Origin of the sequence: Hubeiibacter jixunmingi (genome assembly GCF_041928215.1) — a bacterium.
Classification (GTDB): Bacteria; Pseudomonadota; Gammaproteobacteria; order Pseudomonadales; family Moraxellaceae; genus Acinetobacter.
Genome location: NZ_JBHFHK010000023.1, coordinates 1 through 21567, shown reverse-complemented (window position 1 = coordinate 21567; position 21567 = coordinate 1). Strand labels below are relative to the sequence as shown.

The 21567-nt window shown below is 40.4% G+C and carries 18 protein-coding genes; 9 read left to right on the top strand and 9 right to left on the bottom strand.

Features of this window, described 5'->3' with window-relative positions; translation table 11 throughout:
• The first annotated feature begins 7 nt into the window (after positions 1-7).
• The 5 genes from aroK to ACEYX7_RS05300 all read left to right on the top strand — a co-directional run bounded on the left by aroK (position 8) and on the right by ACEYX7_RS05300 (position 8917).
• Positions 8-571, top strand: coding sequence for a shikimate kinase AroK (aroK, locus tag ACEYX7_RS05320; RefSeq protein ID WP_374803213.1), 564 nt, complete (start codon positions 8-10; stop codon positions 569-571).
• Positions 572-575: 4 nt separating this feature from the next.
• Entirely contained in the window at positions 576-1667 is a 1092-nt protein-coding gene (gene aroB / locus ACEYX7_RS05315; protein ID WP_374806779.1) for a 3-dehydroquinate synthase, read from the top strand.
• Between the two features lie 8 nt (positions 1668-1675).
• Positions 1676-2587 carry a hypothetical protein gene (locus ACEYX7_RS05310; RefSeq protein WP_374803209.1) on the top strand — a complete coding sequence of 304 codons (912 nt, stop codon included), beginning with the start codon at positions 1676-1678 and terminating at the stop codon, positions 2585-2587.
• A gap of 405 nt (positions 2588-2992) precedes the next feature.
• Positions 2993-7474, top strand: a complete 4482-nt coding sequence (gltB, locus tag ACEYX7_RS05305; RefSeq protein ID WP_374806778.1) for a glutamate synthase large subunit — start codon at positions 2993-2995, stop codon at positions 7472-7474.
• 21 nt (positions 7475-7495) lie between these two features.
• Complete coding sequence (locus tag ACEYX7_RS05300; RefSeq protein WP_374803205.1) at positions 7496-8917, top strand: FAD-dependent oxidoreductase; 1422 nt, start codon at positions 7496-7498, stop codon at positions 8915-8917.
• 229 nt (positions 8918-9146) lie between these two features.
• Here ACEYX7_RS05300 and ACEYX7_RS05295 read toward each other — a convergent pair whose 3' ends face one another.
• The gene (locus ACEYX7_RS05295) at positions 9147-9314 is read right to left on the bottom strand and encodes a hypothetical protein (protein WP_374803203.1); all 168 of its coding nucleotides are present in this window, start codon (positions 9312-9314) and stop codon (positions 9147-9149) included.
• Between the two features lie 106 nt (positions 9315-9420).
• Complete coding sequence (locus ACEYX7_RS05290) at positions 9421-10965, bottom strand: phospholipase D family protein (RefSeq protein ID WP_374806786.1); 1545 nt, start codon at positions 10963-10965, stop codon at positions 9421-9423.
• Between the two features lie 194 nt (positions 10966-11159).
• Here ACEYX7_RS05290 and ACEYX7_RS05285 point away from each other — a divergent pair, with 194 nt between their 5' ends.
• Entirely contained in the window at positions 11160-12164 is a 1005-nt protein-coding gene (locus ACEYX7_RS05285) for a metallophosphoesterase (RefSeq protein ID WP_374803201.1), read from the top strand.
• Positions 12165-12167: 3 nt separating this feature from the next.
• Here ACEYX7_RS05285 and ACEYX7_RS05280 read toward each other — a convergent pair whose 3' ends face one another.
• A complete protein-coding gene (locus ACEYX7_RS05280; protein ID WP_374803199.1) occupies positions 12168-13208 on the bottom strand; it encodes an ABC transporter ATP-binding protein in 1041 nt (346 codons plus the stop codon).
• Positions 13205-14812, bottom strand: coding sequence for an ABC transporter permease (locus tag ACEYX7_RS05275; RefSeq protein WP_374803197.1), 1608 nt, complete (start codon positions 14810-14812; stop codon positions 13205-13207). Before ACEYX7_RS05275 ends, ACEYX7_RS05280 begins: the two co-directional genes overlap by 4 nt.
• Positions 14813-15098: 286 nt before the next feature.
• On the opposite strand from ACEYX7_RS05275, the gene ACEYX7_RS05270 reads away from it, so the two are divergent.
• Positions 15099-16064: an extracellular solute-binding protein gene (locus tag ACEYX7_RS05270; RefSeq protein WP_374803239.1), complete on the top strand. Its 966-nt coding sequence runs from the start codon at positions 15099-15101 to the stop codon at positions 16062-16064.
• Positions 16065-16198: 134 nt separating this feature from the next.
• Here the strand turns inward: ACEYX7_RS05270 and ACEYX7_RS05265 are convergent, their stop codons facing one another.
• On the bottom strand, positions 16199-16759 hold the full coding sequence (locus ACEYX7_RS05265) for a cysteine hydrolase family protein (protein ID WP_374803195.1): 561 nt from the start codon (positions 16757-16759) through the stop codon (positions 16199-16201).
• A 98-nt stretch (positions 16760-16857) separates the two neighbouring features.
• Between ACEYX7_RS05265 and ACEYX7_RS05260 the strand changes: the two genes are divergently transcribed.
• Both ACEYX7_RS05260 and ACEYX7_RS05255 read left to right on the top strand, forming a co-directional pair.
• Positions 16858-17001 carry a phosphoglycerate mutase family protein gene (locus ACEYX7_RS05260; RefSeq protein ID WP_374803193.1) on the top strand — a complete coding sequence of 48 codons (144 nt, stop codon included), beginning with the start codon at positions 16858-16860 and terminating at the stop codon, positions 16999-17001.
• Between the two features lie 386 nt (positions 17002-17387).
• The gene (locus tag ACEYX7_RS05255) at positions 17388-17666 is read left to right on the top strand and encodes a hypothetical protein (protein ID WP_374803191.1); all 279 of its coding nucleotides are present in this window, start codon (positions 17388-17390) and stop codon (positions 17664-17666) included.
• A gap of 245 nt (positions 17667-17911) precedes the next feature.
• Here the strand turns inward: ACEYX7_RS05255 and ACEYX7_RS05250 are convergent, their stop codons facing one another.
• The 4 genes from ACEYX7_RS05250 to ACEYX7_RS05235 form a co-directional block, all read right to left on the bottom strand.
• A complete protein-coding gene (locus ACEYX7_RS05250) occupies positions 17912-18637 on the bottom strand; it encodes an amino acid ABC transporter ATP-binding protein (protein WP_374803237.1) in 726 nt (241 codons plus the stop codon).
• Between the two features lie 14 nt (positions 18638-18651).
• Positions 18652-19329, bottom strand: a complete 678-nt coding sequence (locus ACEYX7_RS05245) for an ABC transporter permease subunit (RefSeq protein ID WP_374803189.1) — start codon at positions 19327-19329, stop codon at positions 18652-18654.
• Between the two features lie 3 nt (positions 19330-19332).
• The gene (locus ACEYX7_RS05240) at positions 19333-20076 is read right to left on the bottom strand and encodes an amino acid ABC transporter permease (RefSeq protein ID WP_374803187.1); all 744 of its coding nucleotides are present in this window, start codon (positions 20074-20076) and stop codon (positions 19333-19335) included.
• A gap of 138 nt (positions 20077-20214) precedes the next feature.
• On the bottom strand, positions 20215-21171 hold the full coding sequence (locus ACEYX7_RS05235) for a transporter substrate-binding domain-containing protein (RefSeq protein ID WP_374803235.1): 957 nt from the start codon (positions 21169-21171) through the stop codon (positions 20215-20217).
• Positions 21172-21567 lie beyond the last annotated feature (396 nt).

The following is a 21567-nucleotide window of genomic DNA, read 5'->3' as shown; positions in this document are numbered from 1 at the left end:
AAATTGTATGAATCGCCTGCAAACATTGAGCTTGCCTAATATTTATCTGGTAGGACCAATGGGTGCAGGCAAAACCACTATAGGTCGCTACTTAGCTGAATTTCTGCAGAGAGATTTTGTTGATAGCGATCATGAAATTGAAGCACGTACTGGCGCTAACATACCTTGGATTTTTGAAAAAGAAGGTGAAGAAGGCTTCAGAACGCGTGAAAAAATGGTTATCGAAGATTTAACTCGTCGCAAATCCATCATTCTGGCGACAGGTGGTGGAGCTGTTACTCAAGCCGAAAACCGTGAGCATTTACATGCTCGCGGTTTAGTAGTTTATTTATATACCCCAGTGGAAATTCAATTGGCACGTACGGCACGAGATCGTAACCGTCCTTTGCTGAAGGTTGATAATCCACAGCTAAAATTGCAGCAGTTGTTAGAGCAACGTGATCCATTATATCGTCAAGCAGCACACATTATTGTGCCAAGTCAGCAGGGTTCACCAAAAGACATGGCAAAGCTGGTTATGGAGGCGATAAAATGTTATGTTGAGCAACATAATTTAAATCATGTGAATTAGTGCTATGCAAACTTTATATGTTGAACTTGGTGCCAGACGTTATCCTATTTTTATCGGAAATCAGCTAGCAAGTCATGAGCTATTAGCTGATTACATCATTTCTGATCAAGTGATGATTGTGACTAACGATACGATAGCACCAATATATCTACAGCAATATCAACAACAATTACAAACATTAGGTAAGACAGTAGCCAGCTGTATTCTTCCAGACGGTGAAAAATTTAAAGACTTAAATCATCTTAACATGATCTTTGATGCATTATTGACGCATCGTTTTAATCGTGATTGCACCATCATTGCTTTAGGCGGGGGCGTGATTGGTGATATGTCAGGTTTTGCTGCTGCCGCTTTTCAGCGTGGCGTGGCGTTTATTCAAATTCCAACAACATTATTATCGCAAGTTGATTCAAGCGTTGGCGGAAAAACTGCAGTTAATCATCCTTTGGGCAAAAATATGATTGGTGCATTTAAACAGCCTGAAGCCGTGATTGCTGATATGGCAGTACTTGCAACACTACCTGATCGTGAATTTTCTGCAGGTATGGCTGAAGTCATTAAATATGCTTTACTTGGCGATGCAGATTTCTTAGTATGGCTAGAACAAAATATGGATGCTATCATGCAACGTGACGCTGAGCTAATTGCACAGCTGGTTTTGCGTTGTTGTGCACACAAAGCTGCGATTGTTGCACGTGACGAAACTGAGCAAGGTGACCGTGCTTTGCTGAATTTAGGTCATACCTTTGGTCACGCCATTGAAGCACATATGGGCTATGGTGAATGGCTACATGGTGAGGCGATTGCCGTGGGCATGGTGATGGCAGCACATTTGTCACAGTTAAATGGATGGATCTCTACTGCGGATGTAGATCGTGTTCGTCACATTCTAAAACGAGCTCATTTACCAGTATTATCAGCAGCTATTCCTGTCGATGAATTTTTGGCACATATGGCACATGATAAAAAAGTCTTGCAAGGACAATTACGTTTAATTTTACTTGAGAAATTAGGCAAAGCTATTGTTACCAAGCAATTTAATCCTTCTGATTTAGAAACGGTGATTTCTGAAAATCAAGCCGTTGCAATTATTTGAGTATCATTATGGCACAAACAGCAACTTCAGGTACATGGTATACCATTAAGCAATTAATCGTCATTGCCTTGGCTGCGATTTGTTTTTCTGTATTTATGATTTTGTGGCTATTAAAGCCTAAGCCACAAATCGAAGTACAACAAAAGCCACAAGTCGAAGATACTGAAGAAGTTGCTGTACGTGCCGTTCAAATGGAAACCATTGCCAATACAAAAGACCTTGGTGCATTTGTCAATGAAGTTCCTGCGTTGAATTTGACACAGCGTGTCGTAGTGATTGCAGACCATGCACCAGAGTTTCGTGGTAATAAATTTATTGTCACCAATAAGAACAAGTTTAGTATTCAGGTCATGGAAGTGACTGAAGAAAAGTTGCTTTTATCTTATTTGGATAAGAGTGCTGATCGTGCTCAATATTTCTATATTCGTACACAAGATGGTAAGAATCCTGAGCGTTATGCCTTGTTTTATGGCGTATTTAATGATCAGAACTTGGCTACGCAAGCATTGCAAAAGACCAAATTCGCTTTACCTGAAAGTGTTAAACCTCAAATCAAAAAGATTGGTGATTATGAAAAGCTAGTCAATGATATGGGAAGCGAGGAGAAAACCATAGATACAGGGCTTCGCAACGTTGTATTGTCAAGGGTAAATCAGCCACGTGTGATCACGGACACATCCGTTACAGCTCCAACTACAAGAGTACCAACCACAAGCCCATTAACGACCACAGGCCCTTTACCTTATAATCCGCCACCACCAAAGGCACCAGTTTCCCCAAATTCTTCAAGAAATAATTATAATATTGCTGGGAACAATGATAGCCATGCACCAGCACCAAAGACGGATACGCAACGTGTTAATCCACCACAAAATCAGGCACCTCGACGTAATGGTGAGCAAGTGGTTGATCCTTTTTGATGGAATAAACGGATGAATGAACAAAAATCTTGCACTTTCATAGTGCAAGATTTTTTTTTGTAAAAAACGCAGCGGTCAATAAAAAAAGAATATTTTATAAAAATATTTTTTATTAGAAAAAAATAACGTAAAATAAATTAGAATAGATAGGTTTTTGGGACTATATTTGAGTGACGACAAATAATTGTTATGACAGTCAAACGGATATATTTGAGTTTATATCCATATTGGCATGGTATTTGCTTTTGTTATAAGCTCGGTGAAATATTGTTGATAAACTTTTTACCGTACGCCAAGTCAAATATTGCTGATGACTGAACACAGAAAGACCTAAGCTTAATCGCACATTGATTGTGTGGATAATGCTAAAAATGATTGCGAACTACACCATAAAAGGGGAACGCCATGCAACAGCCAACAACGCAGCCATTGCAACAGCCAAAAGGCTTATATCAGCCTGATGAATTTAAGGATAACTGTGGCTTTGGTTTAATCGCCCATATGCAAGGCGAACCAAGCCATCATTTGGTCAAGACGGCGATTCATAGTTTGAGTTGCATGACCCACCGTGGCGGTATTGCTGCTGATGGTAAGACGGGTGATGGTTGTGGTTTGCTGTTAGCAATGCCAAAAGAATTTTTTCGTGAAGAAGCCAAAAAGCTGAGCAATACCACATTAAGTCAAATTTTTGCTGTGGGGACAATTTTTCTTAACACAGATGAAAACCTTGCACAGCATGCACGTCAAACCTTAAATCATGAATTGGCTGAAGAAGGTTTAAAAGTCCTAGCTTGGCGTAAAGTGCCTGTTAATCTTGATGTACTAGGTGAAATTGCCCTACGTTCATTGCCATTGTTTGAACAAGTGATTGTCAATTGTCCGATGGGATTGGATGAGGTTGAATTTAATCGTAAATTATTCTTAGCACGCCGTCGTGCAGAAAAACAACTGACTCAAGATCCGCTATTTTATGTCAATACGCTATGTTCAACGGTGATCAGTTATAAAGGCTTGATGATGCCTGAAGCCATCAGTCAGTTCTATCCTGACCTTGCTGATGAACGTTTACATTCACACATTGTTGTTTTTCACCAACGTTTCTCTACCAATACGTTGCCACGTTGGCACTTGGCACAGCCGTTCCGTTATTTGGCACACAATGGTGAAATTAATACCATCACTGCCAACCGTAACTGGTCTATGGCACGTACGCCAAAATTTGAAAATCCATTATTACCAGGTTTGCTAGAATGCACACCATTAGTAAACCGTACAGGCTCAGACTCTTCAAGCTTGGATAATATGCTTGAGATTCTGGTGAGTGGCGGAATGGACTTTTTCCGTGCATTACGTATGCTCGTACCACCAGCATGGCAAAACGTAGAAACGTTAGATGCTGGCGTACGTGCGTTCTATGAATTTAACTCAAAACATATGGAAGCGTGGGATGGTCCTGCGGGCTTAGTTTTACAAGATGGTCGTCATGCGATTTGTATGTTAGATCGTAACGGTTTGCGTCCTGCACGTTGGGTTACTACCAAGAATGGTTATATCACTATTGCTTCAGAAGTCGGCACATGGGATTACAAATCAGAAGATGTACTGGCAAAAGGGCGTGTTGGCCCTGGTCAGATGCTTGTCATTGATACCGATACAGGCAAAATCTTGAATACTCAAGATGTCAATAATCATCTTAAAAATATGCGTCCATATCGCGAGTGGTTGCGTGAAAATGCAGTCAAAATGCCAAATGATCCACAGCTTGAACAAAGCATGTATAAAGATGGTTTGACTGGCGATGCATTAAATGCTGCACAAAAAATGTTTATGGTAACGCGTGAAGAACGTGATCAATTGATTCGTCCAATCGCTGAAACAGGTCAAGAAGCCGTAGGCTCGATGGGTGACGATACGCCAATGGCAGTATTATCACGTCAAGTGCGTCATGTTTCGGATTATTTCCGTCAGCAGTTTGCCCAAGTGACCAACCCACCGATTGACCCATTGCGTGAAGCGATTGTGATGTCATTGGAGACCTGTTTTGGTCGTGAGCAAAATGTGTTTGAACAAAGTCCAGAACACGCCAAACGTTTGATCGTACCAAATCCAATTTTATCACATTCAAAAATGCACCAATTGCGTCATTTAGAGCGTGAAGATTTTCAATGTGCTGAGATTGATCTTAATTATCCTGAAAGCGAAGGTTTGGAAGCAACGATTGAGCGTATTTGCCGTGAATCAGCACAAGCGGTACTTGATGGCAAAACTTTGATTATTTTATCAGATAGAAATATCCGTGAAGGTTATTTGCCTGCCAATGCCGTGATGGTCACAGGTGCAGTGCATCATGACTTGATGAAAAATGGCTTACGTTGTGATGCTAACTTGATTTTGGAAACAGGTTTTGCACGTGATCCACATCAATTTGCAGTATTGCTCGGTTTTGGTGCAACAGCGATTTATCCATACTTGGCGTATGATGTGATTGTGGATTTGATTCAACAAGGTGAATTATTAGGCGATCCAGTACAGGCTCAAGTATACTTCCGCAAGGGTATCAACAAAGGCTTACTAAAAGTCTTGTCAAAAATGGGTATTTCAACGGTTGCGTCTTATCGTGGCGGACAGCTTTTTGAAGCAGTTGGTTTATCTAAAGATGTGGTAGAAAAATGCTTTACAGGCGTGCCGAGTCGTATCGAAGGGGCAAGTTTTGCTGATTTGGAAAATGATCAGAAAAAATTGGCAAGCTTGGCATGGACTGCACGCAAGCCAATCGATGCAGGCGGTTTGTTAAAATATGTTCATGGTAAAGAATATCACGCCTTTAATCCAGACGTGATCAACGCTTTGCATCGTGCGGTACGCTCGGGTCGTTATGAAGATTTTAAAGCCTATGCAGATTTGGTGAACACTCGTCCTGTGGCGACTTTGCGTGATTTATTTAAACTCAAACCAAGCCAAGCGATTGATATTAATCAAGTTGAGCCAATCAGCGAAATTTTACCACGCTTTGACTCTGCAGGGATGTCGTTGGGTGCATTATCACCAGAAGCCCATGAGTCAATTGCTATTGCGATGAATACTCTGGGCGGTCGCTCAAACTCGGGTGAGGGTGGTGAAGATCCTGCACGTTATGGCACATTAAAGAACTCAAAAATCAAACAAATTGCATCAGGCCGTTTTGGTGTGACGCCAGCTTATTTAACTTCTGCCGAAGTGTTGCAAATCAAAGTGGCTCAAGGTGCAAAACCAGGTGAAGGCGGTCAATTACCAGGTGGTAAAGTGAATGGTTTGATCGCCCGTTTACGTTATGCTGTCCCAGGTGTGACGTTGATTTCACCACCGCCACATCATGATATTTATTCGATTGAAGATTTGGCTCAATTGATTTTTGACTTAAAACAAGTCAATCCACAAGCCATGGTATCGGTGAAATTAGTCGCAGAACCGGGAGTAGGTACGATTGCAGCAGGTGTAGCAAAAGCTTATGCTGACTTTATTACCATTTCTGGTTATGACGGTGGCACAGCAGCATCGCCTTTATCATCGATTCACCATGCAGGTTCACCATGGGAATTGGGCTTGAGTGAGGCACATCAAGCCTTGCGTATCAACGACTTGCGTCACAAAGTACGTGTACAAACTGACGGTGGTCTAAAAACAGGCTTAGATGTGATTAAAGCAGCCATTTTGGGTGCTGAAAGCTTTGGCTTTGGTTCAACACCGATGATTGCTTTAGGTTGTAAATATTTACGTATTTGTCATTTGAATAACTGTGCGACAGGTGTTGCGACACAACAAGAACAATTACGTGATGAGCATTATATTGGCGAACCAGAAATGCTGATGAATTTCTTCCGCTTTGTGGCTGAAGAAACGCGTGAATGGTTGGCGATTTTAGGTGTCGCATCACTCAAAGATTTGATTGGTCGCACTGATTTATTGGAAATTATCAAAGGTGAAACTGAAAAACATCAGCATTTAGATTTGAGAGCATTGCTTGAATCACATGACGATGTCAACGGTAAACCACAATATTGCCAAGTGTCAGGCAATACACCGCACGACAAAGGTACATTAGCAGAGCAAATGTGGGCGGATATGCGTTTGGAAATCGAACATAAATCAGGCGGTGAGTTTAGCTATCGTATTGGTAACTGTGACCGTTCGATTGGTGCAAGATTATCAGGTGAAATTGCCAAACGTCATGGCGATTTGGGTATGGAAAATCATCCAATTACGCTAAAACTCAATGGTACAGCAGGTCAATCTTTGGGTGTATGGAATGCAGGTGGTTTGCATATCAAACTCGAAGGCGATGCCAATGACTATGTCGGCAAAGGCATGGCTGGTGGTCGTATCAGTATTTTCCCACCAAAAGGTTCGCCATTCCGTAGCCAAGAAACTGCCATTATTGGTAATACCTGTTTGTACGGTGCGACAGGCGGTAAATTGTTTGCTGCGGGCACTGCAGGCGAGCGTTTTGCAGTGCGTAACTCGGGGGCATTTGCTGTCGTTGAGGGTGCAGGCGATCACTGCTGCGAATATATGACGGGCGGTGTGGTGACTGTGCTTGGACGTGTAGGGCATAACTTCGGTGCAGGTATGACAGGTGGTTTTGCCTATGTACTTGACTTGGATGGTGATTTTGTTGATCATCACAACAATGAGTTGATCGATTTAACGCGTATTTCATCGGAGTCCATGGAAGAACACCGTGAATTTTTAACAAAAATTCTCGATGAACATATCGCTGAAACAGGCAGTGCTTGGGCATATCGTATTCGTAATGAATTCGACTTTTATGGACGTAAATTCTGGTTAGTGAAGCCTAAGGCTGCAAGCCTAGGTAGTCTATTAAAAGTAACTCAAGCCGACCCACAGTAAGTTAAAAATTGGAGTATGCAGATGTTAGAACGCTTAAACAATGACTTTCAATTTTTAGAAGTCGAACGTCAAGACCCTGAGAAAAAAGAAATCGATACCCGTAAAACGGAATTTGTAGAAATCTATCGTTCGTTTAATGAAGAAGTGGCACAAGAGCAAAGTCATCGTTGCTTGGCGTGCGGTAATCCGTATTGTGAATGGAAATGCCCTGTGCATAACTACATTCCAAACTGGCTAAAATTGCTCAATGAGGGGCGTATTTTTGAAGCAGCGGAATTGTGCCATCAAACCAATACCTTGCCTGAAGTCTGTGGACGTGTGTGTCCACAAGATCGCCTATGTGAAGGGGCGTGTACCCTAAATGATGGCTTTGGTGCAGTGACCATTGGTAATGCGGAAAAATATATCAATGATACTGCCTTTGCATTAGGCTGGCGTCCTGATATGTCCAAAGTAAAATGGACAGAGAAAAAAGTCGCTGTGATTGGTGCTGGTCCTGCGGGCTTAGGCTGTGCGGATATCTTGGTGCGTAATGGTGTCAAAGCGGTAGTATTTGATAAACGCCCTGAAATCGGTGGTTTGCTGACTTTTGGTATTCCAGAATTTAAGATGGAAAAAGACGTGATGCGTCGTCGCCGTGAAATCTTTGAAGGTATGGGTGTAGAATTTCGTTTGAATACCGAAATCGGCACTGATGTGCAAATCGCTGATTTATTGGCAGAATATGACGCAGTATTTATGGGTATGGGGACTTATACTTATATGCAGGGTGGCTTTGCTGGTGAAGACCTGAATGGCGTGTATGATGCTTTGGATTATTTGATTGCCAATGTCAATCGTTGCCAGAACTGGGAAAAAGATCCAAGCGAATATATCGATTTGAACGGCAAAAAAGTCATCGTACTGGGTGGTGGTGATACTGCCATGGACTGTAACCGTACTGCGATTCGCCAAGGTGCAGAGCAGGTGACGTGTGCCTATCGTCGTGATGAAGCCAATATGCCAGGGTCACGCCGTGAAGTGCAAAATGCCCGTGAAGAAGGTGTTGAGTTTTTATTCAATCGCCAACCGATTGAAATCATGGGTGAAAATGGCAAAGTCACTGGGGTAAAAGTCATCACCACGCAACTTGGTGAGCCTGATGCGAATGGTCGTCGTAATCCTGAGCCTGTCGCAGGGTCGGAAGAAATCTTGCCTGCTGATGCGGTATTATTGGCATTTGGTTTCCGTCCAAGCCCTGCCGATTGGTTTAGCACTCAAGGCATTGAGATGGATAAATCGGGTCGTGTACTTGCCAAAGAACAGCAACAATATCGTTTCCAAACCAGTAATGAAAAAATCTTTGCAGGTGGTGATATGGTGCGTGGTTCTGACCTTGTGGTGACTGCCATTTGGGAAGGTCGCCAAGCCGCTGAAGGTATCTTGGATTATTTAAAAGTTTAAATTTGGTAAAATTTAGATTGAAATCAAAGCATGGTCTTCGGACTGTGCTTTTTTTTGCATAGATAAAAAGAGCAATTGTTAAGAGTTTAAATCATCCAAACTTTAAGATAAATTTCTCAGCAACATCAGCAAAGCGAATGTCTTTTAACGGTGTGAGGTTCGGTTTCAAATCTCCGCCCACAGATAATTGTACTGGTGCAGGGTCGCTCCATTTACCTTCTGACCATTTTTACTCATAATTATCAATGTTTTCAGGTTTATTTGGATCTTGAACATTGATAACGATACGATTGCTATAGAAATAAACGTTTTGGAAAACATTTAATTCTTTACCAGCAAATTGTGGCAGTGATTTTAATGCATCTTCAGCTTTTTGCAATGCAGTCGCATCAGTCAAAACATCTTTGGCTACAGCAGTTGTCGTAGGAGCTGAAACAGCAGGTGGCGTTGTTGAAGCAGGAGTCTGATTATTTTTCGTGTATTAGTTCAGACCTAAAGTTCAATTACATCTGCTTTTCTAGTGGCAATTTACCCAAAAATTTTAATCCTACTTTTTGCCACCATTTCATTTTTGGTTCTGTATGATGGATTTCGATACCATGTTCTGTTTGTTGTTTCCAAATCATCCGCTGATTTTCATCCAATTCTAATTTATAGGCATAATGCATAATGTCTTTTTGCATGCTGTTATGAATGGCGTTGGCAAGCTTGGGACTATTTAATACCACACCGATTTCACTATTGAGATAAGTCGAACGAGGGTCAAAATTATATGAACCAATAAAAACTTGTTGATTATCTAATGCCAAAAATTTGGCATGTAAGCTACTTCTGCCTAAACCTTCACGGTTAAAGCGTTCGCCAAAAATTTTCATCCGCTCACGATGTGTTAATGATAAAGGTAATACTGGTAAAAATTCATATAATTCAATACCTTGTTTTAAAATTTCTACTCGCTTTGGTGCATAAAAGGCATGTACGATAGATACATCATTGGCTTTGAAAGAATTGGTTAAAATACGTGTTTGAATACCTTGCTGATGCAATGTACGCATGATTTCCAAATCTTTATCTTCAGGTACAAAATAAGCAGAAACCAAGTCAATTTGCTTTGTCGGTGTATTCAATTCTTGTTTTAACGCAGAAGAAAGATATTGCGTTTCGTCTGCTTTTTGCGAGATTTTATCCGCTGGGTCGGTGATGACTTTGGCTTTGACCCATTCTAGATCAAGCTCTTCATTAAACCATTGATCGAATTTGCCACGTCCTAATGGATGACTTAAGGTGCTGGCAATATTACTATTTTGCCAATGATGATCAAGCTGTTTACGCAAGCTGGCATAGCTCAGTCGGGTCGGGTCTTTTTGTAATTGTGCAACAGGATAAGCATAGTCATGATTCCAATACTCATCAAAGGAATGCACAATATCGCCTACTGCTTGCCCGACCAACACTACATCCATATCTGAAAATTGGAAATTTTCTCCGACATTATAATATTGATTACTCATATTGCGTCCACCGATCAAAGCCACTTGTTGATCGACAATAAAAGTCTTGTTGTGCATACGTCGATTGATACGATTGAAATCTAACACTATATCCAAAACACGAAAGTGTCGAAAGCGATAAGGGTTGAACAATCTCACTTGGATGTTAGGATGCTGACTCATGGCAAGATAAGCCGATTGCATCTCTTTGGCATTGTTATCATCGATGAGTAAGCGTACTTTTACCCCCCGATCAGCGGCACGCAATAAGGCTTGCACAGCTAAGGCACCAACTTTATCGTTATCCCAAATATAATACTGTAAATCAATGGATTTTTCGGCACGTTCAATCAATTCAAGTCGTGTCATCAATGCATCATTGGCATCATTCAGGACGTGAAAACCCGTCAAATCAGGATGTTTTTGTTTTTCTGCTTGGAATAAAGATTGTAAATAACTGCCTTGTGTTTGGATTTGATAGGCATAAGTTGGGGTAACGGCTTCACGTACAGGCAAAGTCGAGCAAGCGGTCAATAACAGCATGCTAGTACAAGTCATGCTAATGTTGTAATAAGACGACACGATAAATACCCTTTAACCTTGAGAACTATTGCAAACCATGCAATATTGTTATTTTGAGTTGTAGTATATTAACCAAGTTTAAATAAAAAAGCTGAAAAATATCAATGAATGGTATTTTTTGTTATGATGAAAGTCAATCTTTATACAAAAAATAGGTGATTAGGCAGCATATGAGCAATGATGTGATAAAAATTTTGCAATTTGGTTTTTTGTTGGTGACGATTTGGGCGACCATCCAATCATGGTGGAGTGCGAAACGCACTGAAACCGTGCATCCATTAAAAGCGTTTATCTTGCTTTGGATTTATCATATTAGTCATTTGCTATGGGTGTGGGTGCTGTGGATTGGCGTGCAATGGTGGCAAGGCGAACTAAACACGATACAGGGTCTATCGATGCTTGCGATTGCCAGTTTCTTGATTTATGCGCGTTTTATTGAGCCATTTACTATTGTTGTAAAACATCATCAAATCCGTATCGATGAAGATTTGCCTTTGGCACAGCCGATCAAAATTGCCTTGATTGCCGATTTACATGTGGGACTATATTCTGGACATGAAAAACAACTGAAATTATTGGTAGAAAAAGTCAACCAAGCCGATCCAGAAATGTTGATTATGTCAGGTGATTGGACTTATGAGCCTGAAAATAAATTGCGAGAAGAATTGGCGATTTTACAACAAATTCGCTGTCCGATTTATGCGGTAAACGGTAATCACGATGAACAAGTACCAGGGCCACCGATTCAGACATTATTGGCTGATGCCCTAAAGCAAAATAATATTGTAAATATTGAGAATAAAATTATAGAACACAAGGATTTACGCATTTTGGGTGTGGGAGATTTGTGGGCGGAAAAGACCGATATGCAACATTTGCCTGAGTTACCGCAAGACCGTCCGTGGCTGATTGTGGCACATAATCCTGATAGTGTGGCGTTGGTACCGAAATTGCCAAGTCGTCCATTGATGCTGTCGGGGCATACTCACGGTGGGCAGATTGAGTTACCATGGATTACCAGCTATGTGATGAAAAAAGTATCAATATTGGGATATAAAAAAGGTCTGTATCATCACGACCATGCCAATGTATTTGTTACCGCAGGCGTGGGGATGGTGGGCATTCCTTTACGGTTTTGCGTGCCGCCAACGGTGGAAATTATTGAGTTGAGTTAAGATTTAATTCAACCAATAAGCATTTTTTACCGAAAAATGCACTTGGCTATCAAGCGGATAGAGGTCTAGGCTATCTGCTTTAGCCAAGATTTTTTCACCATTTTCAAGTAAAATTTGATAAAGGAAATGTTGTCCTTTAAATTCTTGATGAATGATTTTACCTTGATAGGCTTGCGGTTCACGGCTCAATATCACATTATCAGGACGTAATAAAATTTGACCTTTTTGGCTTTGTTGTAAATTTATTTCAGCTAAATTGCTTAAAGTGATGTGCGGTAAAGTGCTGGTGATTTGCCCGTCTTTAATTTCCGCTTCGATAAAACTGCTTTGCCCAATAAAACTGGCAACCATTTGATTTTTTGGCTGATAGTACAGCTGATAAGGCGTTGCCCATTGCTGTAATTGCCCCGCATCTAATACGCCGATTTTATCTGACATGGTAAAAGCTTCTTCTTGGTCGTGCGTGACCAGTAGGGCAGTGACTTGTTCTTGTTTTAACAGCTGACGTACTTCTTGGGCAATTTTGCCACGCAAATGCACATCTAAACTAGAAAAAGGTTCATCCAATAATAATAAATCAGGCTTTGGCGCTAAAGCACGTGCTAATGCTACACGCTGTTGCTGACCACCTGATAGCTCATGTGGAAAATGTTTGGCGTGCGTGCTTAAACCAACTAAATTCAATAATTCATCGATACGATTCTGGCGTTGCTTTTTATCAAGATGCTTAATGCCAAAAGCAATATTGTCTTGCACATTAAGATGCGGAAATAAGGCAAAATCTTGGAAAACCATGCCGATACGACGTTGATGAGCGGGGCGATTGAGATGATTTTTGGCATCAAATAGAGCTTGATTTTTTAATAGAATCTCACCCGAATTCGCTTGTTCAAAGCCTGCAATGCTGCGTAAAATCGTGGTCTTGCCACAGCCTGAAGCACCGAGCAAACACGCAATTTCCCCATCATGCAAATGAAAGTCGATACCGTTGAGTACTGCCTTATCAGCAAACTGTAAATATAAATCTTTGACTTGTAAAATCATGATTTTTCATCCAATTTTGAAAACAATACTACAGGGATTAAACCCACTAACACAATAATTAAGGCAGGCACAGCCGCTTTGTTATAAAGACTTTCCATGGTGAAATTATAAATCCGTACTGCCAAAGTGTCCCAGTCATAAGGGCGAGTCATCAGAGTCATTGGCATCTCTTTCATCACATCTACAAAGACCAAAATCATCGCTACACCGATTGAGCCTTTGAGCAAAGGCAAATAGACTGACCATAAAATCTGCCAGTCATTTTGTCCTAGACTTTTTGCTGCCTCGATTTGTGAGCGAGAGATACGCTCCAAGCCTGCACTAATACTAGAATGTCCCAATGCCAAAAAACGAATTACATAAGCCAATAACATGACGAGCAAAGTGCCTTTAAACACTGCCGTGCGTTCTAGATTAAATTGTGCAATCAAAAAATTATCAAGCCAAGCCACAGGCACAAACACACCGACTGCCAACACCGCACCAGGAATGGTATAACCCAAAATGGCGATACGGCTTAAAATCTGGGTAAAACGTCCGTGATCACTGCGTTTTGCTAAAGCTAAAAATAATGCAATGCTTGCCACCAAGAATGCGGCAATCAAACTACCAAAAAATGAATGCCAAATTTGCAACAGCAAGTCCGCATTAAAAGTCGCTTGCCATGTACGCACTGCCCATGCCAAAAGCTGTATAATCGGTAAAATAAATGCCAACAGCAAAATCAAGCTACAATACGTGGTCGCAAAATATTTTTTCCAGCCTGTTAATATTTTGCGTTGGTGATGTGTGGTACGTCCCACAGATTGAAAGCGTTGTTTACCACGACTGATTTGCTCTAAGGCGATAAAAACAAATACTACACTAATCAGAATCACTGCCAATTGCTGTGCGGTTTCAATGGAAAAGAAACCAAACCATGCATCGTAAATGGCGGTCGTAAAAGTAGAATAGCCAAAAATGGACACTGCTCCAAAATCAGCCAAGACTTCCATCAATGCCAAAATCACCCCACCTGCCAACCATGGACGTGCGGAAGGTAAGGCAATTTTAAAAAAAGATTGTACGGGCGACAGACCCAAAGATGCACCGACTTCCAAAGCACGATTGCCCATACCACTAAAGGCATTGCGTGCCAAGAGATAGACATAAGGGTAGAGCGTCAATGACATGGCAATCGCTAAGACATAGACATTTTTGACTTCGGTGATGGCCTCAAAGCCGTATTGCATCAGTAATTGATTGAACCAACTGCTATATTCAAATACACCTAATTGTACAAAAGCCAATACATAGACAGGCATCGCCAAAGGTAGCATCATCGCCCAAAAGAAAAAACGCTGTGCAGGAAATTGATAGGTTGCGGTCAGCCAAGCACTACTGCTACCGAGAAATAATACACCCACAGCCACCAATGCACTCAAAACGGCAGTGTTCTTGATCAGTAAAGCCAATTCATGCTCAAGCAAAAACTGCCAAATTTCTGCATCAAAATCACCAAACGATGATGCAATCACCGATAGTGGAATCAGCACAAGGATGGCACAACAAAGTACCCAAAATCGAGCAAAAAAATGATGAAAAAATTGTGTAATATAAGGCATGTCCGAATCACAGCTCATTGCTTGAATTTAATTTTGTATAAAATAACTTATACAATCACCAACTTGGCAAAGAATGATAAGCTATAGCATAGCACAGCTGAATATAAAAATCAGTCTAAATATAAATGATAATGAGAATAACTATTGTTTAATTTTTTAAATTGTTTTAACATATTTATATCTCAAGTCTATCTTGCATGACCATTTTCATACTCTCTCCCATAATATTTTTCTGTAAAGCTCAACAAGGAACTGACTCATGTTGAAAAAAATTCTTGCCGCATCCATGATTACTTTGGCTGCAACACCTGTATTAGCACAAGATTTGGTGGTTTATTCTGCACGTGCGGATAATCTACTCAAACCTATTGTAGAAAGATACCAACAACAAACAGGCACCAAAGTCACTTTGGTCAGTGACAAAGCTGGTCCCTTGATGGAACGCCTCAAAGCAGAAGGCACGAATACCCCTGCGGATGTATTGATTACTGTCGATGGTGGTAACTTGTGGCAGGCTGCTCAAGAAGGTCTGTTCCGTCCGATTAGCTCACAAACCTTAAGAAATAATATCCCATCGCATTTGCGTGACCCAAATAACCAATGGTACGGTTTGTCTGTCCGTGCTAGAACCATTTTTTATAACCCAAGCAAAGTACATCCAAGCCACCTTTCGACTTATGCAAGCTTAGCTGATGCAAAATGGAAAGGGAAACTGTGCTTGCGTACATCAAATAATGTTTACAACCAATCACTTGTGGCGACCATGATTGCCAATAATGGTGCTGCAAATACTGAAAAAGTAGTTAAAGGTTGGGTAGATAACTTGGCGACAGCACCATTTAGCGATGATACCAAATTGTTAGAAGCGATTGCAGCAGGTCAATGTGATGTAGGTATTGCCAATACGTATTACTATGGTCGTTTGATGGATAGCAAGCCTAACTTAAATGTAAAACCGTTCTTTGCTGATCAAAATGCCCGTGGTACGCATGTCAATGTATCAGGTGCAGGCGTGGTGAAAAACAGTAAAAATGTTGCAGAAGCACAAAAATTCATTGAGTGGTTAAGCGGTGCAGAAGCACAAAATCTATTTGTCGATGCTAACTTCGAATATCCAGCGAACCCACGTATCTCACCAAATAAAGCGTTACAGTCTTGGGGACGTTTTAAACATGACTTTATCAACGTATCTACGGCAGGTAAAAACCAACGCCAAGCGATTATGTTGATGAAAAAAGTAGGTTATAATTAAATTTTAACCTTCTGATTTAAAAACCATTTTTTAAGATTTTTATAAGTAAAAGGGCGTATTTTATACGCCCTTTGCTTGTTATTAAAATTGTTAAATTTTAAACTGTCCGCAAGGCTTGTTTATGACAAAGCCGATCATGATTTTAAAATCTCATCGCTGTGAATGACTTGGGTAAATTCATTATGCAAACTGGCTAAATGGATTTGGTGGATTTGTTGTGCGGAATAGTGTTCGCCATGTAAGCCTTGACGGTCAAAGGTGGCAGTGGCATTTTCTACGACATATACCGTATAGCCCAAATTACCTGCCATGCGTGTTGTGGTCGATATACAATGATCGGTGGTCAAACCCACAATCACCAATTGTGTAATCGCTTGCTGTTGTAATTGCTGTTGTAAATCTGTACCGATAAAAGCACTATTGACGCTTTTTTGAATCACGATTTCATTCGGCATTGGTTGGGTCAGGGTTTTAAAGGCAAAACCTGCATGGCTGGGGTGTAGTGGTGATTGGGGATCGTTAGAAGTGTGTTGAACATGAAAAATCGGTAATTTTTGCTTACGCCAAAATTGTAATAATTCAAAACAAACTTGCTCCGCATAAGGGTTATTGCGTTGTTTGCCCCAATAATTCGGGATGTCGAAACCACACTGTAGATCAATTAACAATAATGCGGTATTTGCAGTGACTTGCATGATGATTATTTCCCAAAAAAGCTGGAAACAGCGATGAATTTAGCATCAAAATAGCATACAATCCAAGCAAATCCAATCAAACAATGCACAGCCTAACAATGAAATCCATCTATATTATCCGCCATGGACAAAGCGAATCCAATGCAGGGCATGGTAAACCCAAGCCAAATCACGATATTGCTTTAACCGAAATCGGGCAACAACAAGCTGAGCAAGTCAGTACACGTTTAATTTGTCCATAACGTAATTGATGAAAAATTACCAACAAGGTGATGATTTCTGATAAACTGACACGGCATGGTTTATTACGTATTCTTTTGCCACTGCTTGATTTTAATGTAACTTATTTTGTTTTAAATTGGGCAAGATATTGTTTGCAAAAATCTTCAATATGGCAATAAAGTTCTTCGAGATATTCCATGTAAGAAGCCTTTGTTTAAGTGGTTGTGGTGACTTTACTTTAACATATATAGGCTTCTTTTTTTATTGCTTATGTCGAACTCGGATTACTCAATCAAAAAGTTGAAAATGGAGATTAATAATGCAACCATGGATTAGAGTCCTAATATTTTCATTTTCACTTTTATTGTTTTTTGGCTATCATTACTTTACTGACGTGGAAGCCCGTATGATGAATGAAGTTGATAACTATTATCCAAATATCAAAAAAGTTCAAATTAGAACCTTGCTCAAATTGACCACATTAAGTTTAAAGACAGTAGACTATGTTGATTTTCGCTATTATGCAGATATTGAAAATAGTATGGAAAATATCATTTTTTGGCAAGATGGTAAAAAAATTGAAATTATTTATACCCACTTAGATAGAGATGGTGAATTAAGTCATCGGCAATTTATTCTAAATGAGGATAAAAAAAATAAGTATTCCATATGGATACAGATGTAAAATGAATGATGAAATATTGATTACAAGTGTACCAAAAGAAACTAGGTATTATGCTATCACGCCGTTAAACTGTGAAGCACTTAAGGAATAGTATAAGTCCTTACACAATCTGTGCGACTATTGCTTAATCAAGAGCATTTTAATATCAAAAAACCGCATAATCATCAAATTATGCGATTTTTTCTTCTAAAAAATAAAACTTAGGGGGAACTCCCTCCCCCAACCACTCCCACAAGGAGGGGAGTTTAATGCAAGATTTTATTTAAGAATTGTTGAGCACGTTCACTGCGTTGTGTGGTAAAGAATTCATCTTTACTACAATCTTCAATGATTTTACCCTGATCCATAAAGATAATACGGTGAGCGACTTGGCGAGCAAAGCCCATTTCGTGCGTGACACACATCATGGTCATTCCTTCTTTGGCAAGCTCTACCATCACGTCTAATACTTCATTGATCATTTCTGGATCGAGTGCTGATGTCGGTTCATCAAACAACATTGCAATCGGATCCATACTCAAAGCACGGGCAATCGCTACACGTTGTTGCTGACCGCCCGAAAGCTGAGCAGGGAATTTGTGAGCATGAGCGGATAAACCTACACGATCCAAATAAGCCAAGCCTTTTTGCTTCGCTTCGGCTTCACTACGTCCCAAAACTTTAACCTGTGCAATCGTTAAGTTTTCGGTAATGCTTAAATGTGGAAATAATTCAAAGTGTTGGAACACCATACCGACATGACTGCGTAACTTGTTCAGGTCAGTTTTTGGGTTGGCAATGGATGTACCATCTACGATGATGTCGCCTTTTTGGAATGGCTCAAGGGCATTGACGGTTTTGATCAAAGTTGATTTACCCGAACCCGATGGACCACACACCACCACCACTTCACCACGTTTAATTTGTGTGGTGCAATCGGTCAATACTTGAAATTGACCATACCATTTGCTGACATCTTTGATGTCGATCATAACGTTGTCATTGCTCATATTTTAAGCCTTTTTTGTAAATGCTGCACGGCATAGGTTGCAATAATACTGATGGTAAAATACACCAAACCAGCGAATAAGATATACGGAACGAGTAGAGACATCAAGTCACCGCGGTTATAACTTTGACGGAAGAAGTCGAGTACACCGATGGCATACACCAATGTCGAGTCTTGGAATAAGATGATGGTCTGTTGCAAAAGCAATGGCGTCATTTTTCGAAATGCCTGCGGTAGAATAATCAAACGCATAGTCTGACCGTAAGTCATACCCAGTGCATAAGCGGCATTGCTTTGCCCTTTGCCAATCGACTGAATCCCCGCACGCACGATTTCAGCAAAATAAGCAGCTTCAAATAACGTAAACGCCACGGCTGCGGAAATAAATGCGGTATCACCCGAAACAAACTTACCTGTAACCGCTTGATAAATAAACGGTACAGCAAAATAAAACCACATCAAGACCAATAGTAATGGAATAGAGCGGAATAAATTGACATAAGTTTTGGCGACAAAATTCAGCACTTTAGATGATGACAAACGCATCAATGCCAAAATCGTTCCAATCAATACCCCACCGATGGCAGCAGTAATGACAATTTTTAAAGTGGTAACAAAGCCCGTCCATAAAAATGGTGCGAACTGCTGGAGATCTGCAAAAAATGCACTGAACATGATTTATTTACCCCCAGCCATCAATCCTGGAATTTGAAAACGTTTTTCCAAGAAAGTCATAAATAAAATCAAACAAATATTGATGGTGATAAAAATCAGCGTCACATAAGTATAGATTTCAATGGTATTTTGCGTATATTCACTGATGGTTTTCATCTGCGAAATGATTTCACTTACCCCGACCAAAGACGCAATCGATGTATTTTTTACGCAGTTGGTCAATTCTGAACTCAATGGAGGCAAAATCGTACGGAAAGACTGCGGCAAAATCACATAGCGATACAGCTGTGGCGTGGTAAAACCCAATGCGTATCCCGCATTTTTTTGACCTTGTGCCACGGCTTCGATACCTGTACGCACTTGCTCACAAATACGCGCTGCGGTAAACAGCCCCAAACCGATACTTGCGGATAAAAAGGCAGATGTGCTGTTACTCAAGTCATTGATCCACCATGAGTGAATCGGACCTGGTAAAAAATTCGGTACAACGAAAAACCAAATAAATAGCTGTACCAATAAAGGAATGTTACGAAATACCGTCACATAAGCTGTGCCAATACTACGCAATACAGGATTTTGCAAAGTACGCATAATCCCCAAGACAGTGCCAAGCACCATCGCAATCGTCCAAGCGACGACAGCAATCCCTGCTAACCAACCTAAGCCAGTAATAATCCAATCCATGTAGGTAGTATTATCAACGCCTGTGGCTTGTGATAATACCCCCCAATTCCAAGTATAGTTCATGGCTATAGTCCAATAAAAACCGATATAAATAGTTGATTTTAATCATCAATATATTTATATAAACTACAAGGGGAGAATAAGAAAATCTGCGAATATCAATGATACTCACAGATTTTGTTGCGATAACTTGCTTAAGTCTTATTGATCACGATCGTGTGGATTGGCAATCAATGCTTTCAATGCATCAGACATTGCGAAGTTTAAGTTTACATTTTTTGGTGGAATTGGAGATTCAAACCATTTCTTATACATGGTGTTGATTTCACCAGACTTATAAGTGGCTTTAATTGCATCATCAACCACTGCTTTGAACTCTGTATCACCTTTACGCATCATACAGCCATAGATTTCTTGGATTGGTGCTGTACCAACAATCGTCCATTTGTTTGGATCAGTTGCTTTTGATTTTTCACCTGCAAGCAAGATGTCATCCATCATAAATGCTGCTGCACGACCATTTTGCAACATCAAGAAAGATTCTGCGTGGTCTTTACCCGAAATCACTTCACCGATACCGAGTTCAGTGGCGTGTTGTTTTAACCAACGCTCAGACGTTGTACCTGATGTCGTCACGACTTTTTTGCCTTTTAAATCAGCAAAGTCTTTTACGCCAGAGTCTGTAGCAGTCAATAGACGTGAGCCTACTTGGAAGAAGCCAACAGAGAAGTCCACTTGTTGTTGGCGTTCTTTGTTATTGGTGGTCGAACCACATTCGATATCCACTGTACCGTTTGATATCAATGGGATACGGTTTTGGCTTGTGACAAGGTTATAACGTACTTTTAGGTCAGGCATATTCAATTTTGCTTTAACCGCTTCCACGACTTTTAATTCTAAGTCATGTGCATAACCCACAGGTTGTTGTGGATTGTCCGCAATATAAGAAAACGGAATAGATGAATCACGGTGACCCAATACGATGGTTCCATTTTGTTTGATTTTGTCCAAGGTCTTCACGTTTGGTGCAGTAGCCGCACCCGACGCAGCACCCGATGCCGCTTGACCTGCTGGGGCATTATTGCCACCACATGCAGTAAGACCAAAACCAACCACACCTACGCAAAGCATAGATAACAATGTACGTTTAGAAGAAATCATATGAACTCCATTCATAATCAAAAAAAAACTTCAAAAAACCAAAATTCTTCGGCTACAACTCAGTTGCCACAGCCTAACTTTTGCATTCTTCAATCTTAATCTAAAAGGATTGGTCTATACAAGTGTTATCTAATGATTTAAAAAAGTAAATAATTGTAACTTAACGGAATTTGTGATGAATGTCTGATTTTAGATTTTGATTTTGTTTGAATCGTGATTTTTTGGGGGCTTCTTTGTTGGTAAGGAAAAATAAAAAAGGTGCAGTGATGCACCTTTCTTTAATTATAACTGATTAAAAATTACTATAAGATACATCAATAGACCTCTTGCGAAAGTTTTGATATAATGACAAGATGAGATACGAAACAATCAAGGGCTTTAGCGACAGCCAAT

What these genes read in the sequence shown, in the direction of transcription:
- aroK (WP_374803213.1), top strand. Translation starts at nt 8, where the DNA reads ATGAATCGCCTGCAAACATTGAGCTTGCCTAATATTTATCTGGTAGGA.
- aroB (WP_374806779.1), top strand. Translation starts at nt 576, where the DNA reads ATGCAAACTTTATATGTTGAACTTGGTGCCAGACGTTATCCTATTTTT.
- ACEYX7_RS05310 (WP_374803209.1), top strand. Translation starts at nt 1,676, where the DNA reads ATGGCACAAACAGCAACTTCAGGTACATGGTATACCATTAAGCAATTA.
- gltB (WP_374806778.1), top strand. Translation starts at nt 2,993, where the DNA reads ATGCAACAGCCAACAACGCAGCCATTGCAACAGCCAAAAGGCTTATAT.
- ACEYX7_RS05300 (WP_374803205.1), top strand. Translation starts at nt 7,496, where the DNA reads ATGTTAGAACGCTTAAACAATGACTTTCAATTTTTAGAAGTCGAACGT.
- ACEYX7_RS05290 (WP_374806786.1), bottom strand. Translation starts at nt 10,965, where the DNA reads ATGACTTGTACTAGCATGCTGTTATTGACCGCTTGCTCGACTTTGCCT.
- ACEYX7_RS05285 (WP_374803201.1), top strand. Translation starts at nt 11,160, where the DNA reads ATGAGCAATGATGTGATAAAAATTTTGCAATTTGGTTTTTTGTTGGTG.
- ACEYX7_RS05280 (WP_374803199.1), bottom strand. Translation starts at nt 13,208, where the DNA reads ATGATTTTACAAGTCAAAGATTTATATTTACAGTTTGCTGATAAGGCA.
- ACEYX7_RS05275 (WP_374803197.1), bottom strand. Translation starts at nt 14,812, where the DNA reads ATGCCTTATATTACACAATTTTTTCATCATTTTTTTGCTCGATTTTGG.
- ACEYX7_RS05270 (WP_374803239.1), top strand. Translation starts at nt 15,099, where the DNA reads ATGATTACTTTGGCTGCAACACCTGTATTAGCACAAGATTTGGTGGTT.
- ACEYX7_RS05265 (WP_374803195.1), bottom strand. Translation starts at nt 16,759, where the DNA reads ATGCAAGTCACTGCAAATACCGCATTATTGTTAATTGATCTACAGTGT.
- ACEYX7_RS05260 (WP_374803193.1), top strand. Translation starts at nt 16,858, where the DNA reads ATGAAATCCATCTATATTATCCGCCATGGACAAAGCGAATCCAATGCA.
- ACEYX7_RS05255 (WP_374803191.1), top strand. Translation starts at nt 17,388, where the DNA reads ATGATGAATGAAGTTGATAACTATTATCCAAATATCAAAAAAGTTCAA.
- ACEYX7_RS05250 (WP_374803237.1), bottom strand. Translation starts at nt 18,637, where the DNA reads ATGATCGACATCAAAGATGTCAGCAAATGGTATGGTCAATTTCAAGTA.
- ACEYX7_RS05245 (WP_374803189.1), bottom strand. Translation starts at nt 19,329, where the DNA reads ATGTTCAGTGCATTTTTTGCAGATCTCCAGCAGTTCGCACCATTTTTA.
- ACEYX7_RS05240 (WP_374803187.1), bottom strand. Translation starts at nt 20,076, where the DNA reads ATGAACTATACTTGGAATTGGGGGGTATTATCACAAGCCACAGGCGTT.